We start from the raw sequence: 17859 nt of genomic DNA, 5'->3' as shown, positions 1-17859 counted from the left end.
AATTTATTGTTTTTTTACCAGTAATAGATTTAGTAGCGCTTTTAATCTACCTAATAGTAACTAGTTATGATTTTATATTGCATAAAAAAAGGATAGAATTTTGAGTTTCTATCCTTTTTTGCATTCTGAAAAATATGTACTGTAAAAAATAGTTAAACTGTTATTTTACAGGGATTATATCAATAACTACTGTACGGTTATAAAAACGCTCTTCTGGAGTTTTGTTTTCAAAAGGAGATTTATTTTCATCTTCTCCAAATCCGTTCACTTCAAATTTCACATCATTTCTGCCAGCTTTAGATAAAGCGCTTTCAATTATGGTTTTAACATCATTTGCACGAGCTGCAGATAAATTTAGGTTATATGCTTCTCCACCAATAATATCAGTATGACCATGAATGATAACCATTCCTCCAACTGGGATTTTAGGTGTCACCACATCAGTAAGGTATTTTTCATAGATAGTGATTGCTTTTGCTTTATTAAATTCATAAAGAATACTATATCTAATTCCTTGTTCAATTGTAGCGGGTTTCCAAAGAACTACATGAACTGGAGTTTCTTTTTCTATCACTTTACCACTTTTGGTTTGACCTACCATTTTCATAGTGAAATCACCTTCTGCTCTGTTTCCTAAAATTGATTTTCCAGGAATAGTTACCACGTCTTCTGTATAAGGTCCAAAAGATTGTACTTTTCCTTGTTCATCAGTCATTTGAATAGAGTAGGTAGACAATGCATCTTTAGCTCCCTTATTGTTGATTGTAACGTAACTTTCAACTGGCGCTTCTTGAAGAGGCATAATTACTACTGGTTTCAATTGTGCATCAGGACCACTTTGAAATTCCATCAATAAATTTGAAGAATTACTTTCAATGGTAACTCTGCGATCTCCTTCACGAAGTAGTTCAAGTTCTAATGTTGCGCCTGGCTGTTCTGATGGAACAGCTGGTTTGCTTTGACCTTTAGTGCTTATTCTAGATGGGTTTATTTCAAATACATTTACCAAATAGGTTTTGATTGATTCTGACATCGCTAGACCATCTTCAGTACCTTTTTCAGATGAACCAACTAAAGTTATAGTTGCTGAAGGATTTTTTTGCATACGATCACCAAGTATATTTAATACATTATAATAAACAACCATCTGACGCTTTGAGCGATCTGATAGATTTTTTGGTGCAAAAACTTCCAATTGGTCTTCTTTAAAATCTTTAACCTGATTTTTATTTAATAAAACGTAACGACTTGGTATTTCAGTTGATCCGATATTAAAAAACACGTAGTTTCTAAGTGGCAATATTTCACTCATTCTTTGTTCTCCTGCAACATTTTTTGGAGAATCAACAGAAAATTGAACTTCACGATCCTTTACTAAATCTGTAGATTCTTGAATATTTGTTCCTTGTCCAAATTTAAGTGCAACACCTGCTCTCACAGTAGTTATATTCCATGTTTCAGTTGAACGTGGATTTTGACCAAAATAAGGTTGGAAAGAAACAAAAGGAGACAATACAAATTGAGTCTTGTTGTTATCTGATGAAAGTGGAATATCATATCCTGCTCCAATTTGCATTGAAATAAGAGTTTTGTCAATATTATCAAAATCGCCTTTTACTGCAGGACTTGCTGCTTGAGTAGGGATAGCTGGATTAACACCTAACTGATAAGTAAATGATTTATCCATGTTGAAAGCCAAACGCGGACCTCCATATAAATAAAAATTATTTTTGAATGGCGCAAAACGCAAACTAGGCTCTACGGTAACGTAGCTCAGTTTAGTTGATAAATCTGCTGGGCAGTCACATGGAGTAACAACTTGGTCAAACTTGCCTTTACGGCTATCATATCCTGCTTGCAACATAAAACCCCATCTTGATTCAGGACGGTGAAATTCTAAAAGAGGTGCAATATAAAGTCCAGTACCAAAACCATCGTGAAACGCAACTGGCGATTTAAAATCAGCATTCATTTGTTGAGTGGAACCGCGATAGAAATTAAAATTAGCACCACCAGCTACTCCAAAAAACCAAGAAGGTTTTGTGTATTTAATTGCTTGTGCTTCCTGCGCTTGAACTGCAGTTTGAAAACTTAACCATGATAAAGCAATTATTGCAACACTTTTGATAGTTAGTTTATTAGGAGAATATGCTAAGCATAATCCCACGTTACTATTATTTTTTGCTTTCATTTTTATATTTTAATTATTTCATTTTTTAGATAAATCCCGCCCGAAGACGGGATGTAATTATTTGGTTTTACAACTATCCCGTACTTAATTATTGTACGTTAATAATTGTATTTACCATAGTAACTGAAGAAACTAAGGATATCGCTTTACCGTTTAACACAGTTTGAAGAACAGCGTTAGTACTGTTTGCAGGATTAGACAATGTCACTCCAGAATTAGCGATAATAGTTCCAACCATAACTCCACCACCTGCGTAGTTAATTACTGCTGTACTACCTACATACCAATATACATTTTTAGCTTGAGCTCCGTTTAACAGTTTTACACTGCTTGGTGCTGCATCTCCAACTGTTAATGCTGCAGCCGTTTGGAAAATCCAAACTGCATCAGGATCACCTTGAGCATCTAAAGTAAGATCCCCATTTGTAATTTTAAAAGTACCACTGGCAGCTTTATAAATACCTGGGGCTAAAGTTAACCTACCTAGTTCACCTGCACCCGGATCAATACCACCTGGTTTTGAAGCTGGAGAAATACTATTATAAGCTGCATTAGCTTTAACTAATTCAGGAGCTGCTGCTGAACCAACTGTAATTCCACCTTGTACGAGTCCATTATTTAAAGGTGTAACAGTATAAACAGCACCATTAGTTAGATCTGTGAAACCTGTTATTAAAGATGCGGCAGCGGTAGTACCAATTCCTCCATTGTTAATTCTTGTAAATAAACCTTGATTGGTAATTCCGGCATTTCCTCCGAAAGCTCCCATAGTTACACCAGATGCGGCTGGCGGAATTGTACCACCAGAAACTGGTAGGGCTGTAGAAAAGGTCCATACATAATTAGTTGCCATTGGTATACCTGATGTACTTTTAGCTGCAGTAGTTATCGTGCAAGTATATGTTCTCGCAGATAATAAAGGCAGATTTGGATTAAATGAAGCCGTTAATCCAGAATAAGTAACAACACCCACAATGTTATTATTTAATTGATCTTTTACAGAGAATGTTGTAGCAGGATCTACTAATGTTGCAGGGTCCATCGCTATATTAAACGTAGCTGTAATCGTTTTATTTAATTGAACATCAATTGCAAGTGGCGCAGGATCAGTAGATACTACAAAAGGTACAATTGGTGTTGAAAATGTCCAGGTATAATTGCTTGCCATTGGTACACCTGCAACATTTTTAGCTGCGGTTGATATAGTAGCTGTATATGTTTTTCCAGGTAATAATAAAAGCGTTGGTTTAAATGAAACCATTGTTCCTGAATAAGTAACTACACCTGCAATTGAATTTAAACCTTCTTTTACTGTGAATGTTGTCGCCGGATCAACCAAGGTTGCCGGATCCATAGCCGTGTTAAAAGTTGCAGTAATTATTTTATTTAAAGGAACATTAGTAGCTAGTGGTGCTGGATCAGTTAGCGTAACAAAAGGTGCTACACCAGTAGAAAATTTCCAAACATACTCAACTTGTAACGCATTTCCATTGATATCTTTAGCAGAAGTTTTTACTCTTCCTGTATACACTGTATTTGCTGCAAGCAAAGCACCTGGAGTAAATGTTGCGACATTACCGGAATAGGTAATTTTTCCACTAATAGGTGTTCCGTTCTCAACCGTAAAGGAGGTCTGAATCGTTTCTGGATTCATCGCTTCATTGAAGGTCACTGAAATTATTTGGTTCAAAGGAACTCCAATTGCTCCAGGAGCCGGAATCGTTGAAACCACTACAGGACACACGCCAACTGTTTCAACGAAATCATCGGTTGCGCAACCTGAAATCAAAGCAAATAATGCGATGGCAAATGTTAATAATAACTTTTTAGTTTTCATTTTTATTTATGTGTTAATTTTTATAATTACGGTTTTGTAATAATATTTGTATCAGTCATTACTACTGCACCATTTCTGGCAAGCATTCTTCCTGTTGCAGTTGCATGGCTACCCATTGTTATAGATTGTAAAGCCAATACGTTTCCTTGAAAATTTGTATAGTTTCCAATTGTCGCTGAACTTCCAGTTTGCCAATACACATTTTTAGCTAAAGCTCCTCCTGCAAGAACAATATTTCCACCGGCACCACCTACAGTTGTAAAAGCAGATGCGATTTGGAAAATCCAAACATCAGTTGCACTACCGCTAAGTGTTAAATTACCATTTTGTACTAAAAGTGTAGAGGTTGATTTATAGATACCAGCAACTAAAGTTTTTCCTCCTTGATCGCCTGCTATTCCAATAGGTGCAGAGTAAGAAGCTCCTTCAACGAAAAGATAGGCATCAGTAAGATCTTTTTTTGCTTGAGTTAACATAGCAGCTGTTCCAGCTGGAGCAATATCATCAGAAGCATAGATTGCACCGTTTACAATTGTTGCAGGTGGAAAACCTGTAATTGAAGAACGAACACCTGGGCTAATACCTACATCCATGTTACGTATTTGACTGAAGCCAGCGTTATTACTAACTCCAACTCCTGAAATAATTCCAAATCTTGCAACCGATTTAAGATCTACAAGTGAACCAGTTACAGGTACGTTTGTATTAAAACTCCAAATATAATTATTAGCTAATGGAACACCAGCTGCATTTTTTACGGCAGTTGTTACAGTAGCTGTATAAGTAGTATTCAATAAAAGATTAGATGAAGGCGTAAAGTAAGCCACGTCTTTCGTAAGATTGTAGGTTAAATTACCTAAAATTGTTGTAGTACCTGATTTTAAGGTAATGTTTGCACTAGTAAATGTCGATACATCCATTGGCATACTGAAGTTTATAGTAATTACCTTGTTGGCAGCAACATTTGTAGCATTGTTTAAAGGATCAGTTGATAAAACTTTAGCAGCTAAAACGCTACCAGTTGTAAATTTCCATACGTAGTTTTTGGCAATTGTAGTACCTTGAATATTTTTTGCTCCAGTTGTAATAGTAGCAGTATATTGGGTATTAATTGCAAAATCAACGTTAGGATTAAAAATTGCATTTGTTCCGTCATAAGATACATTTCCTGCAACTGGTGTAGTTCCTTGCATTACAGTAAATGTTGTTCCATTTATTGTTGAAGCATTCATTGGCATATTAAATGTTGCAGATACGTTTTTATTAATAAAAACTCCTGTAGCATTAGGTGCTGGGTCAGTAGAGCTCACAGATGGAGTTACAAATCCACCAGTACTAAACGTCCATGTGTTCGTTGATTGTAAAGTCGCATGACCTAATAAATCTACAGACGACACTGTTACTGTAGCGGTGTAAGTAGTGTTTGGCGCTAGCGGTGAAGCAGGCGTAAAAGTTATGGTTGCACCATTAGTAGAAACTGTTCCCGGAACCACTGTAGTCCCTTGCTGTAACGTAAAAACTGTTTGAGTAGTACTTGGGTTGATCGCTTCATTGAAGGTCACCGCAATTACCTGGTCTAAAGGTGTGTTAATAGCGCTGTTTAAAGGGCTAGTAACATTCACAACTGGAACTGTTGCCGTAGTATCCATGGATTGATCTGAGGAACATCCAGAAATTAAAGCAATAAGTACGATTGCTAGAGTTAATAGTAAATTTTTAGCTTTCATTTTATCTTTGATTATAGGTTAAGAATTATGTGCACCAAAGGTGGCCCTGTTAAGAGAATAATCTATTATAGTATTCAAAAATTAACTTGTAAAATTCACTTATTAATATTTTGTTAAAATACTACAAATCAGTTGTTTAGTTTAATTGATAGGTTTTGAAGGTATTTGAACCCTAAAAATCATTGAAAAAAAACCTAAAAAAAGCCTAACATTTAAACCAAAATAATTGTAATCTTTTATTTGCGAAAAGCATTTGGAGTAGTGAACAGGAATATTCTGCAATTATTTAAGAACCAAATTAAAAAATGCAAAAAGAATAAAGTCTATTAAACAGGAAGAGTAAATATATTAACCGAGAATATATTTTTTTGGACATAAACCTTTACAAGATTATTCCTAAAATTGTTGAAGATGCTCAAAAAGCCTCGGTTTTGAAAATTATTTAAATTCGTAGATGTGAAATAAAAAGAAAGTGCCTATAATTAAGGAGTAAAGCAAAAAAAAAACAACTCCTAATTTTTAAAATTGGAATTTCACAACTCGAGAATTTGTGAATATAAATGCAGTTTTCTATAAATTTTGTTTTCCTTTTTTTCCTAGTTCGAAAATAAATAAGGTAAGGTCTTTGGTAAAGGTATCAAGAGATAAAGCAGATTGTTTTATATAATCTAAATACTCTAGATGTTCTTCTGGTGAATTAGTATTTTTATTTAGGATTTGAGATAGTCCTAAAATATTAGCAATAGGTTGTCGAACTCTATGTGAAGTCATAAACATCATTTCTTCAAGTCCTTTTATATACTCTTTTTGATATCCTTGAACTTTTTTAAGTTCTTTATTTGCAGTCATTAACTCTTTAGCTCTTTTTTCTTTTTCTGTATTTTGAAAAGCAAGCTCACGATTCGCAATAATTAACTCAGCCGCACGTTTTTCTTTTTCTTGATTTTGGAAAAGAAGTTTCCTATTAGCAATGTTAAGTTGTGCAGTTTGAAATGCTCTTTCTTTATTTTTGAAATCAAGTTTTTCATTAGCAATTATTAACTCGGCAGCTCTTTTTTCTTTTTCTTGGTTTTGAAACACGAGTTCTTTGTTTGCCACAATAAAGTCAGCATAACTTTTTTCTTTTTCTTCATTTAGAAAGGTAAGCTTTCGATTAGCAATATTTAGTTCTGCCGTTTTAATGGCCAGTTCTCTATTTTTGAAGGCAATTTTTTTATTGATAAGTACTAGCACTGCCGCTCTCTTTTCTTTTTCTTCGCTCTGAAGCGCAAGTTCCTCCTTTGCAATGACAAGTTCAGATGTTCGCTTAACTATTTCTTGGTTTTGATTCGCCAATTCTTGATTAGTTATAATTAATGGTATAGCTGGTTTTTCTTTTTCCTTATTTTGAAAAGAAAAGTTTTTACTATAATTAGTTAAGTCAATTTTTTTTGGTGTAATCACTATTTTTCTATTAAAAGTTTTTAAGAAAAAAAATCATTAGTAAATAATCGATCAAACTGTTGTTTGACTTAATTTTTTAGGGAAGCATTTGAAACCATTGCACTTGCTAAATCTACAAAAAATAAAATACTTAACAATTTAAGTATTTTTAATTAATCAAAAAATAAATATGTGTTTTATTCTTCAATTTCTCTCAATTTTGAATGCTCTTTATTTTTTGTAACCAGATTGGTTATCGCAAATTGTATTGCGGTTCCTAAGATTCTTTTGAATGGATTATGTGTTGATCCAACCAAAAGTTTTTTAGTCAAATATCCGGTGGATATACCAATGACATTATTAATTAAATTACCTTTTAATTCTGACGAAGTTGTCATTTCACTGAAGGCACTTTTTATCAAGTTTAAAGGTTTCAAACTATCATAAGTTAGTTCAAACTGTTCTTTAAGTATTCTTAATTCATAAGCTTGTCTATATTCTAATAAAGAAATAGTTTCATTCAAAGTATCAGTTTCGTTTGTCTTTTTCATATTATTTCTTTTTTAACATTTTTATAATTATGAAATTACTCACAGGTAGCTTAATCCATTCATCTTTAAAGCTGTTGATGACAATCGCTAAAATAAAGTATGCGCCGGCAACTGCAAAATACCCATAATATGTTTTACCAAGTAATTCGCCAATCCATAAAGAAAGACCAATATTTAGCAACAGGGCAAACATAGCAACAACAATAATAACGGTTAACCTTGAGAGAAGTGAGGATAAAACATCCGCAGATTTATCAATAGCGTTCATCTTTGCTAATTCTACAGTTGTTCTAGTGTAAACCTCTGCTTTTTCAAAAAGCATTTCTATTGTTGTTGCTCTATTGTCCATGATTTTAATTTTAAGCTTATTTTTATAATGAATTTTTTGACTCAAATATTTTTAAATATTTGAATTTTTTATATCACTTTTAAAATCTTCAAATTTTGATTTCCCTTCAGATTTTACCTCTTCATATTTTGATTTTCCTTCTGCTTTCGCATCATCAAATCTAGAAGTTCCTTCTGATTTTAAATCTTGAAATTTTGATTTTCCTTCAGCGATTAAATTTTCGCCTTCTTTCCAAATTTTCTCATATTTATCAGTCATGGTTCCTAGCAATGTATCTAATTTGTCTTTCAACTCGTCAGCATAATCATTACTTTTATCCATAATTCTTCTTCTAGTTTTGTCTCCTTTTTCAGGAGCAAATAAGATTCCTAATAATGCTCCGGCAGCAACACCACCTAATATCCCTAATACTACTTTATCTGTTTTCATAATTGTGTTTTTTTAATGTTTAAATTTGATTTGATTATAATCTTCGTCCTTGAATAAGTCTTAAAATTATTGCTATAACTGCAATAACAAGTAGGATATGTATAATTGATCCAGCACTGTATGCGAAGAATCCAATTGCCCAAAAAATAATTAAAATGACTGCGATGGTGTAAAGTAAATTGCTCATGATTTTTGTTTTTTAATTGTTAATTATTAATTATTACTTAAATTTAAAAAAATTAATTGACTGTATGCTAGTATTTTATGTTTTTTTTTACTTGCAATGTTTTTTTGTGCTAATTAAATGAAAATGCACCGTAGAAGCTTAAGACACTATTTTTTCCGTCAGGAAAAGTATAATTTGTTCCACTGTAGCTTCTTTCTTTTCCTACTTTCGTAAGACCGTAATTGTAACGGACTCCAAAACTTACAGTTTCCAAATCGATCCCAAGACCCGCAGCAACTCCAGCATCAATTTTATTAAAATCGTCTTTGTTTATATTATTTTCGAAATTAAAAGTACCGTTGTTAGATTCATTAGTAGTTTTACCACTAATTAAATATCCTGCATAAGGACCTACTTGCACGTTGAAATTTTTTGTAACATTCGCAACTAACATAACTGGAACTTCAATATAGTTTAGTTTGAATTTCGCAGTTCCATTGGCAAGTGCATTGTTGTAAACTACTTCAGCACCCTTTCCAGTATAATATACTTCAGGTTGAATGGAAATGGAGTTTGTTACAGGTACTTTGGCATATAAACCAATATTAAAGCCTGTTAATACATTTTCGTCATCTGCATTATCTGTATAAAGATTAGAGAAGTTTACGCCTCCTTTAACACCAAATTTTGTTACATTGTCCTGTGCTTTAACATTATTGAATGCCATAAAAGTTAATACCAAAGAAGCAAAAATCAGTTTGTTCGAGTTTTTCATTTTCATTTGTTTTTGTTATAATACAAAGGTGGTTATGTTTAGGGCGAAAAGTGTTACAAAACTTTTTGGAAAACTTATATTATTCACATGTAGTGGATTTTGATCTTGTGTAGAATAAATTATTAATTTCGTTTAATTCTGAAACAAAAAAAAGGCGAGTTAAAAAACTCGCCTTTAGAAATATATTTTTTATTTACCAATATCCATTTTTATTATTTCATCACTTGATTTAAACTATATAATAACCAGTCTCAAGTTTATAAATATTTAACTTATTAGATCTTTAAAATCTAGATAATGAATTGAATTAAAGCTCGGCAATAATCTTTAGTAATTCTTCTTTGGTTTTACCCAATTTTAATTGCAGCCTTGCAATCATTTCTTCTTTTTGTCCTTCCTTAAACAATACGTCATTATCAGTCAAAGCAGCGAACTTTTGTTTTAATTTACCTTTTTGTTCATCCCAATTTCCTTTTAATTCTTCAGTGTTCATTTTGCTTTATTTATACCATGAGAAAGTTATCATGATTCTACAAAGGTGGTTGAATATCTAATAAAACGAGTTATACAATTAAACTAATAACTTATATCATTCACTTATTTTTTTTAAATTAACAGGAAATCAAGGCGCTATTTTTCTTCAATTTTCTCGTCAACCTGATCAATTTCATCCTCCATTTCCATAATTTGATCAGCCAGTTCGCTATATTCTTTTGAAAGTTCTGTAATTTCCCGTTCAGTTTTTGCTTCGACATTCAATACGGCATTTCTAGCTGTGTCATGAGACGAAACCAGTTCATTTATTTTTAAATGTAATGAAGCTGAAAATTTATTAAACGACTTTTGAATAATAAATAAACTTAAAAAAGTAGTCCCAAAAATAATATCACCTATAATTTGATGTCTATCTTGAGTAGAGAAAAAACTATTCGTCCACCAATATAATACTAAGGCGAAAGCAATAATAAAGGTGATTGAATTACCCAATATAGATGTTGCTACGGAAGTTAATTTTTCGAAAAGAACTTCTAGTTGACTATAAAATTTACCCATGTCTTTAGACCTTTAATTTTAAAGTAAAATTAATTAAATATCTTTTCAATCCGTATGATTTGTAGAATATTTTTTTACCATAGACTCCAATGAATCATAATACTCTTGTAATGCTTTAACGTTCATTTCAGGGTTTTTAATATCCGGAATTGTAACAGGCATTTCCGTCAAGTATTTGGATAGTTCAGGATATTCCGAATTAATTTTTAATGTAATATTCAAAATAGCTTCGTCGAGTTCTTTTTCTGTTTTCATAATAAATGATTTTTTGTTTTTTAAATGTAAATATTAAACAATAAATTAAAACATATTTTAAACATAAAAGCATCATAAAAATTTACGATGCTTTTATAACTTTAAATGGTATGTATTATTTAAATATCACTCCCTTTTTTACAATAATAAATGAAGTGTTTTAATATTTTTTTAAATAATTTTAAAATGCTATTGTTCCTAAATTAGTTGTTAAACCTGTAGTTACCACAATAGTAGTTTTAGTCACAGGTAACAATGGTAATACAGGAGTAATTGTTACACTATACGTCCCAGAAGGAAGTCCCATAACTAAAAAGTCTCCACTTGCATTTACATTAGTTGAATACGATAAATTTGTCAGAATATCCACTGCCGTAACAACAGCCAAACTACCTGCAGGTGTAATTTTACCTTTTATATTTCCACTTATGGCAGTTTCAATTGTTCTAATAACCGGTTTCAATTTGTAAGTACCATTTCCTGTATTAACAATAGATTTGTTAGCATCAAAATCAAGAAGAACACTGTATAAAATACCTTGTTCAAGTGTTTGGTGGACTTGAAGTTTCAATCCTGATTGTTCAGCACTTGGAGTGCTTAACGGATAAGTTACATTATCAACCACTACCGTATTGTTGGTTCCAAGGATAAGTCTAATTTGTTGTACTTTAGAAATTTCTAATGAGTCTGTAGCGATAAGTGTACTTGCTCCGTTAGAAAAATCAAGCAGGTTATAAATCCCCTTACGTACATTTAATGTCACTGTTTGTCCCGCATCACCAGTTACTTCTACACCTTGTAGGTCAATATTTACTTTAGTATACGGTCCTGGTGCATCTGTCATTTTCACTGCATAAGGATAACTTGCTGTATTTCCATCATTATTACATGAAATCATTACAATTCCAAGAACTAAGAAAGAAAAAATAATTTTCATTTTTTTCATTTTCATTTTTTTATTAGTTATAAAATACCTTATAGTATTGCGTAAAGGTAATAGCAACTATAATAGGATATGTTATATAACTTTCGGTTTAAGTTATAGGATTCACACATCGAAAATAACATGAATAAGGAGTTTTATGTTAATTTACATTTTTTCCTTCACGATATTTTCTTTTTTGACATTTAACGAGATTAATTGACTTTCTATAGCTTCCATCATTGGTGGAGGTCCGCATAAATAAAAAATTTCATCATTTCCTTCCTTAGAATTTTTTATAAAATCAGCGGTGATTTGTCCATTTGCATAGCCATCTAGTTTTTCTTGAGATAGAATATTGATAAAATTATTGCCTAATAATTTTTTAAATTCGTCTTCTAATATTATATCTTCTTTAGTTTTATTTGCAAAAATAAGTTTGTTATGACCTATTTTGTCTACTTTTTTAAGATGCCTGAAAATAGAAATAAAAGGTGTTACTCCGGCTCCTCCAGCGATAAAAATACCTTCGCCTTTATATGTAATGTAACCAAAGACTTCATGAAGAATTAGCTCATCATTTTCTTTTAATTTTAAAAGTTCATTAGTTACGCCTTTGTGAGATGGATAGGTTTTTATAGTAAACTCGAGATAATCGTTTTCTGGCAAACTAGTGAAAGTAAAAGGATTTTTTTTACTTTCCCAGCCTGTTTTGTTTATAGATATCTCTGTAGCTTGTCCTGGAGAAAAGTTATAATTATCAGGTTTTGTTGTCACAATTTGTAACACATCATGTGTGATATTTACTAGAGATTTAATTTTTACTATATATTTTTCCATGACAGTCTTATTTATAAAATTCAACACTACGTTTTTGGTAATCCTTTTTTTTCTCTATTTAATTTATTTTTTAGGAATGCTATCTTCACTAGCCTTCATAGCTTTTTTCATTTCCATTTCATCTTGATTATCTAACTCTTCCTGTTTCTTTTCTTCTTCTTTTTTCTTTTTATTAAAGTAACCTCTTAATAAGAAATTATGTTTAGCTGCTTCAGTAATTTCAGTTAAGCTTTTAGTAGTAACTTTTATATTATTCATGGTTGAATCAACCATTTTCCCCATCTTTTCATCAGTCACTAATTTGGATAAGGCACCTTTTCCATTATTCATTTTACTTGTAAATTTGGAAAATTCATTAGAACTAGTTTCCAGATTTGCCATAGTATTAGTTATATTATTAGCAAATGCATTGTCTGTCATCACTCTAGATAATGTTCCATTTTTATTGTTCATACTCACAGAAAATTCGGCAAGTTGTGCCGTTATGATTCCTGCATTATCAACACTCTTTTTTACGCTTTTCATAAGATCATCCATGTCTATAGGCTGACTAGAAGCAATTACATCATTGTCATTCACAATCTTGTTCGAAAATTTTCCAGGGGATATAGTCAAAACTTTATCACCCATTAATCCATCTGAACCAATACTTACTGTAGCATCAGTTTTAATATACTTTCGCACTTCATCTTTTAGCAAAAAAACTACAACCACAGATGAATCGGTCGTTAATTCAATCTCACTTACTGTACCAATATTAATTCCCGAAAAACGCACATTATTTCCCACTTGGAGACCACTCACATTTTTAAAGTTTGATTTTAAATTAAAAGTGGAGCCAAACATATTTTTTTGTTTTCCAATAAAATAGATAGTACCAATAAAAAGGACTAATCCAATTATAACAAACATTCCCAATTTCCATTGGAACCCAGATTCTTTATTCATAATTTATATTTTTATTATTATTTACTGTTTAAATGAAGAAGGAACGGACCCATTCGTCCTCACTTTTTTCTAATTCTTCGTATGTGCCCTCCGCATGGATTACACCATCTTTTAAAATCATCAATCGATCCGCTGTATGTTTTGCACAAGCCATATCGTGCGTAATAATTATGGAAGAAGTATTGTTTTTTTTCTGAATGTCCAGTATTAATTCGCTTATTTCCCTTGAAGTTATTGTATCCAGTCCAGTTGTAGGTTCATCATATAATATTATTTCAGGTTTGAGTATAAGTGTACGTGCCAATCCAATTCTTTTACGCATACCTCCTGACAATTCAGATGGCATTTTATCTATAGCTTCAGCGAGTCCAACACTTTCTAATACTTCCACTATTTCAGTTTCTAATTCTTCTGAAGATAAATTAGGTACATGTCGTTCTAATGTAAAACCAAGATTCTCTCTTACGCTCATTGAATCATACAAAGCAGCATTTTGAAAAAGAAATCCAATTCTACCTCTTATTTCGTTAAGTTCATTATTGTTCAATTTGGTAATATCCGTATCAAATACTTTTATTTCACCTTTATCTGCAACAACTAATCCCACCAAGCATTTAATAGTGATTGATTTTCCAGATCCGGATTTTCCTAAAACTACCAAGTTTTCCCCTTTATTGACGGTCAAATTAACTCCTTTTAAGACATCGTTTTTTCCAAAGGATTTATGTAAGTCGACGATTTCTATTATGGCATTTTTCTTGTCCGGTGGAGTAGGAGTATCCATATATGTTTGTTCTTGTATCATTATTAAAAGAATAAATCAGTTATTTGTACTGCCAGCATATCAATAATGAAGATGGTCAAGGAAGCAGTTACTACTGCTGAATTAGCTGCTTTACCAACACTTTCTGTACCGTTAGCAGCAGTAAACCCTTTGTAACAACCAATCATTCCAATAAAAAATCCAAAGAAAAAAGTTTTAATTGTTGCCGGAACAATATCTATGAAGGCTAATGACTCGAATACTTTAGCGAGATATCGCGGCGCGTTTACATCACTGTGCATATTAACACCGATCCATCCACCAACCATACCAATACCATCGGCATAAATAACTAGAAGGGGAACCATCAATGTGGTGGCCAAAATTCTTGTAATTACTAAGTATTTAAAAGGATTAATAGCAGCTACTTCCATCGCATCAATTTGTTCAGTCACTTTCATGGAACCTAATTCTGCTCCAATACCGGATGAAACTTTTCCTGCACAAATTAAGGCTGTAATCACAGGGGCAATTTCTCTTATCAGTGAAAGTGCAACCATTCCTGGCAACCAAGATTCTGCACCAAATTTAGCTAACGTGGGCCTTGATTGAAGTGTAAGTACTAATCCCATGATAAAACCAGTAATGGTTACTAATGGTAAGGATTTATATCCAATGGTGTAACATTGCTTGATGAACTCTTTAAATTCATAAGGAGGTTTAAAAACTTCTTTGAAAAACCGAATTACAAATAGCGATACTTTACCTAGATCGTTAAAAATATTCTTTAAATAAATAGTCAAAATTGTATATTTATTGGGGTTAATGAATTGTTATTGTTGATATATTTTCTTTAGAATTGTTTCTTTTTCTAAATTATATATTTATGTTTTTAAAATAAATTAGATTTTCTAAAAATTAAAATACTTTGCGTAAAGCTTAAAATGAAATGTTAATTAAGAACGTGTATTGACAAACATAATACTAATAATTAAAGTTAATAAAAGTTAATTGTAATTTGCTTTATTGCCCTCGCAACTTTCACTATGCCGCAATAGTTTCGCCTACATAAAAATCAAAATAAAATTAAATAAATGAGTCTAACAATTCCAATTACTTCGCAAATTAATAGTGAGATAATTATTTTAGTAATTGAAGATGTATTATTTAGCATTCCCATGACTTAAATGTATTATTACTCGCAATTATTTTTTATATAGTTATTAACGGAAATATTTATTTTGAGATAAAACATCTCTCAAAGCTTTAACTTTATCATTATCAACATTTAGTAAAATATATTGATTTCTTAACATGATTTCTTGGTCGAAATTTAAATCTTTAATATGGTGAAGTAATACATCATTGTAATACCTAACGGCTTTGTATTCAACGCGTTCACATGAATGGATAATGTCTTTACTATCTTTGCAAATAAATGCTACTTTAAAATCTGACCAAAATTTTAAAAATTTATTTTTAATCTTAGTTTCTTTTTTTGGAATTCCCCCCAATTTTTTAACTTCTTCAATGAGTTCCGATTTGCATTTTCTACTGGTTTGTTGAAATTCAAAAAACAAGCTTTTCAAACTGTATTTTTCGGTTCCTTTTGAAGCAACTTTGTAACCTTCAATTCTATCGTTATTAATTTCGATGAATGTATTCAATACTTCAATTGTTTTATCTGCATTCATTTAATATTGGGTATTTAAACGGTTATAAAAAACAAATTACAAGATGCAAATGTCACAATGATTGCAATTTTATTTGTTATATAACTTTTATTAAAAATTATATTATTTACAGATTAAGTAAATTCTTGCGGTATATGTACTATTTATGATCTTTTATTGCTGCTTACAAGCAAAACAACACCTCCTACTGCTAAAACGATTCCAATAATTGGAGACCATTGCACTGGATGATTTACTTGTTTATTTACTTGAATTGGACCTATGTCAACTACTTTTTCAGTGGTAACATAATTGAATCCGGTGTAGGCCATCATTGCTATTCCTATGATCAACAGTACTATTCCTAAATTTTTTAATTGCATATGTATTATTATTATTATTATTATTATTTATTTTAAAATATCAGTGTTTGAGTAAGGATTAAAGTTATACCGCTGCAAAGTATTCTTTAACAAAATCATGTTGTTCATTCTCAGTCATTTCATCTGTGTTTTTTATTTCAAATTTTATTTTAACAAACCGACTATCTTCACTTAAAACATCAAAAAATTCAATTTTCGCATTAGTTGGACCAAAGAGAATAACTTGCTCGTAATTTTTTATTGCTTCGCTCAGTTTTCTGTAATAATCTAAGAGTTGTTTTTTTTGCTTTTTAGGCAATACAGTTTCACCTTTGACAACATCTTCAAATTTTAATTCATCTGTAAATTTTGATTCAATAGTTTTAATTTCAAAATGTTTAGTTTTTAGTTCCATTAAATGGGCAATAGAATGATTCATCCAAACACCTAATTTCTTTTTTGCTTTCATGGTGGTATTTTTTAAATTTTAGAAAAAGTAGTACTCTAATCCATATTTTTTAATAAGTAAATAGTAATCAGTTAAATTTCAGCTATTTATTCCGCAAAAAGGTTATATAACTTTGTTCTAAAGTTATATAATTCACATGTTTTAAATTTTATTCTGCTAATAAATTTTCATGGATTTACTACAATATTTGGAATTTAAACTGGTGAGTTAAGTTGGTTGCTAAAAAATAAATCTTGATTATGTGGAGTGATTTTTTGGCTCAGAATTATTTTGTACGCAAGAATCTTAAAATAGAAAAGTTTCAAATTTTCTATTTAGGTAATTATAAAAACGATAAAATTTGTTTGATTGTAAATTAGTTTTTCAAATCGAGCAGACTATTTTACAAGGATTCATTTGAAGTAGAATCTCTAATTCCAAAAGCGAAACTGACGAATTTTGTTGAGAAAATAAGTCTTAAAAGAAGCTAGGGTTTCGTTTTACATTTATTTTGGGACTGCGTTTTTAATTTTCTTTTCTTGTTTGCTTTTTCTTTCATCATGTTCATTGGCGCTATTAATTGAATGTGATTCTTGGACTGACAAGTCTTTTTTTGCCAATAAAGCAAGATGGTCATAGAATTTCTGAAGGACTTTCAAGTCATCCTCGCCAATTTCTTCAATTGAGACAAGTCTGTTGCTTGCAAACTCTTGGGCAATTATTAGTTCGTTTAATTTTAAATGTAGCGCAATAGAGTCTTTATTTTGGCTTCTTTGAATAAGGAAGACCATTAGAAAAGTAATAATTGTAGTACCCGTGTTTATGATTAATTGCCATGTATCTGAGTAATTAAAAATCGGCCCAGTAATAAGCCAGATTATTATTACTGACAAGGCTATTAAAAAAGCCGCGGAGCTTCCCGATGCTCTAGTAACTAATGACGACATTTTTTCGAGGGCAGTAGGACCTTTTTCTGATTTTTTTTTCATGATGATTTTCGTTTTCAAAATGATATTATTAAAATTTTTATAGTATCGAATTTTGTATATATAAATATAAAGTTATTCAAAATTAAAATGTTACAAAAATTTTTCAATAATTTATATCATTCACACTATTAAATTAATTGAAAAATTACATTTTTAAAT

Annotated in this window: 21 protein-coding genes; all 21 read right to left on the bottom strand. The window is 31.2% G+C overall.

Translation table 11 applies throughout. The annotated features are described in order from the left end of the window. Positions 1-160 precede the first annotated feature (160 nt). The 21 genes from H4V97_RS03120 to H4V97_RS03020 all read right to left on the bottom strand — a co-directional run bounded on the left by H4V97_RS03120 (position 161) and on the right by H4V97_RS03020 (position 17700). Positions 161-2191: an OmpA family protein gene (locus tag H4V97_RS03120; protein ID WP_196851000.1), complete on the bottom strand. Its 2031-nt coding sequence runs from the start codon at positions 2189-2191 to the stop codon at positions 161-163. Between the two features lie 88 nt (positions 2192-2279). Continuing rightward, positions 2280-4028: an Ig-like domain-containing protein gene (locus H4V97_RS03115; protein WP_196851001.1), complete on the bottom strand. Its 1749-nt coding sequence runs from the start codon at positions 4026-4028 to the stop codon at positions 2280-2282. A gap of 26 nt (positions 4029-4054) precedes the next feature. After that, complete coding sequence (locus H4V97_RS03110) at positions 4055-5755, bottom strand: Ig-like domain-containing protein (protein ID WP_196851002.1); 1701 nt, start codon at positions 5753-5755, stop codon at positions 4055-4057. 570 nt (positions 5756-6325) lie between these two features. Further along, positions 6326-7198 (bottom strand): histidine kinase dimerization/phospho-acceptor domain-containing protein, encoded by an 873-nt coding sequence (locus H4V97_RS15965; RefSeq protein ID WP_209548871.1) that lies wholly within the window; start codon positions 7196-7198, stop codon positions 6326-6328. 176 nt (positions 7199-7374) lie between these two features. Further along, a complete protein-coding gene (locus H4V97_RS03100; protein WP_196851004.1) occupies positions 7375-7728 on the bottom strand; it encodes a hypothetical protein in 354 nt (117 codons plus the stop codon). A 1-nt stretch (position 7729) separates the two neighbouring features. Next, positions 7730-8077, bottom strand: a complete 348-nt coding sequence (locus tag H4V97_RS03095; protein WP_196851005.1) for a hypothetical protein — start codon at positions 8075-8077, stop codon at positions 7730-7732. Between the two features lie 51 nt (positions 8078-8128). Continuing rightward, positions 8129-8506 carry a YtxH domain-containing protein gene (locus tag H4V97_RS03090; protein ID WP_196851006.1) on the bottom strand — a complete coding sequence of 126 codons (378 nt, stop codon included), beginning with the start codon at positions 8504-8506 and terminating at the stop codon, positions 8129-8131. 34 nt (positions 8507-8540) lie between these two features. Beyond that, a complete protein-coding gene (locus H4V97_RS03085; RefSeq protein ID WP_196851007.1) occupies positions 8541-8693 on the bottom strand; it encodes a lmo0937 family membrane protein in 153 nt (50 codons plus the stop codon). 109 nt (positions 8694-8802) lie between these two features. Beyond that, positions 8803-9447 (bottom strand): porin family protein, encoded by a 645-nt coding sequence (locus H4V97_RS03080; protein ID WP_231385481.1) that lies wholly within the window; start codon positions 9445-9447, stop codon positions 8803-8805. A 307-nt stretch (positions 9448-9754) separates the two neighbouring features. Further along, positions 9755-9940, bottom strand: a complete 186-nt coding sequence (locus tag H4V97_RS03075; RefSeq protein WP_196851009.1) for a CsbD family protein — start codon at positions 9938-9940, stop codon at positions 9755-9757. A gap of 137 nt (positions 9941-10077) precedes the next feature. Continuing rightward, entirely contained in the window at positions 10078-10500 is a 423-nt protein-coding gene (locus tag H4V97_RS03070; RefSeq protein WP_209548870.1) for a low affinity iron permease family protein, read from the bottom strand. A gap of 45 nt (positions 10501-10545) precedes the next feature. Next, positions 10546-10755 (bottom strand): hypothetical protein, encoded by a 210-nt coding sequence (locus H4V97_RS03065; RefSeq protein WP_209548869.1) that lies wholly within the window; start codon positions 10753-10755, stop codon positions 10546-10548. 181 nt (positions 10756-10936) lie between these two features. After that, a complete protein-coding gene (locus H4V97_RS03060) occupies positions 10937-11707 on the bottom strand; it encodes a DUF4382 domain-containing protein (protein ID WP_209548868.1) in 771 nt (256 codons plus the stop codon). Between the two features lie 138 nt (positions 11708-11845). Then, positions 11846-12517, bottom strand: a complete 672-nt coding sequence (locus H4V97_RS03055; RefSeq protein WP_209548867.1) for a flavodoxin reductase — start codon at positions 12515-12517, stop codon at positions 11846-11848. A 63-nt stretch (positions 12518-12580) separates the two neighbouring features. Then, positions 12581-13465: an MlaD family protein gene (locus tag H4V97_RS03050; protein WP_196851014.1), complete on the bottom strand. Its 885-nt coding sequence runs from the start codon at positions 13463-13465 to the stop codon at positions 12581-12583. 28 nt (positions 13466-13493) lie between these two features. Then, positions 13494-14270 (bottom strand): ABC transporter ATP-binding protein, encoded by a 777-nt coding sequence (locus tag H4V97_RS03045; protein ID WP_245345181.1) that lies wholly within the window; start codon positions 14268-14270, stop codon positions 13494-13496. 2 nt (positions 14271-14272) lie between these two features. Further along, positions 14273-15031 carry an MlaE family ABC transporter permease gene (locus tag H4V97_RS03040; protein WP_196851015.1) on the bottom strand — a complete coding sequence of 253 codons (759 nt, stop codon included), beginning with the start codon at positions 15029-15031 and terminating at the stop codon, positions 14273-14275. Between the two features lie 420 nt (positions 15032-15451). Further along, complete coding sequence (locus H4V97_RS03035; RefSeq protein WP_196851016.1) at positions 15452-15922, bottom strand: PA2169 family four-helix-bundle protein; 471 nt, start codon at positions 15920-15922, stop codon at positions 15452-15454. A 143-nt stretch (positions 15923-16065) separates the two neighbouring features. Continuing rightward, complete coding sequence (locus H4V97_RS03030) at positions 16066-16284, bottom strand: hypothetical protein (RefSeq protein ID WP_196851017.1); 219 nt, start codon at positions 16282-16284, stop codon at positions 16066-16068. A gap of 64 nt (positions 16285-16348) precedes the next feature. Continuing rightward, positions 16349-16732, bottom strand: a complete 384-nt coding sequence (locus tag H4V97_RS03025; RefSeq protein WP_196851018.1) for a hypothetical protein — start codon at positions 16730-16732, stop codon at positions 16349-16351. A 485-nt stretch (positions 16733-17217) separates the two neighbouring features. After that, a complete protein-coding gene (locus H4V97_RS03020) occupies positions 17218-17700 on the bottom strand; it encodes a low affinity iron permease family protein (protein WP_209548866.1) in 483 nt (160 codons plus the stop codon). Between the last annotated feature and the right edge of the window lie 159 nt (positions 17701-17859).

It is taken from the genome of Flavobacterium sp. CG_23.5, from assembly GCF_017875765.1.
In the GTDB taxonomy this organism is placed as follows: Bacteria; Bacteroidota; Bacteroidia; order Flavobacteriales; family Flavobacteriaceae; genus Flavobacterium.
The sequence above is the reverse complement of the archived record's forward strand: the minus strand, read 5'-3'. Positions and strand labels throughout refer to the sequence as shown.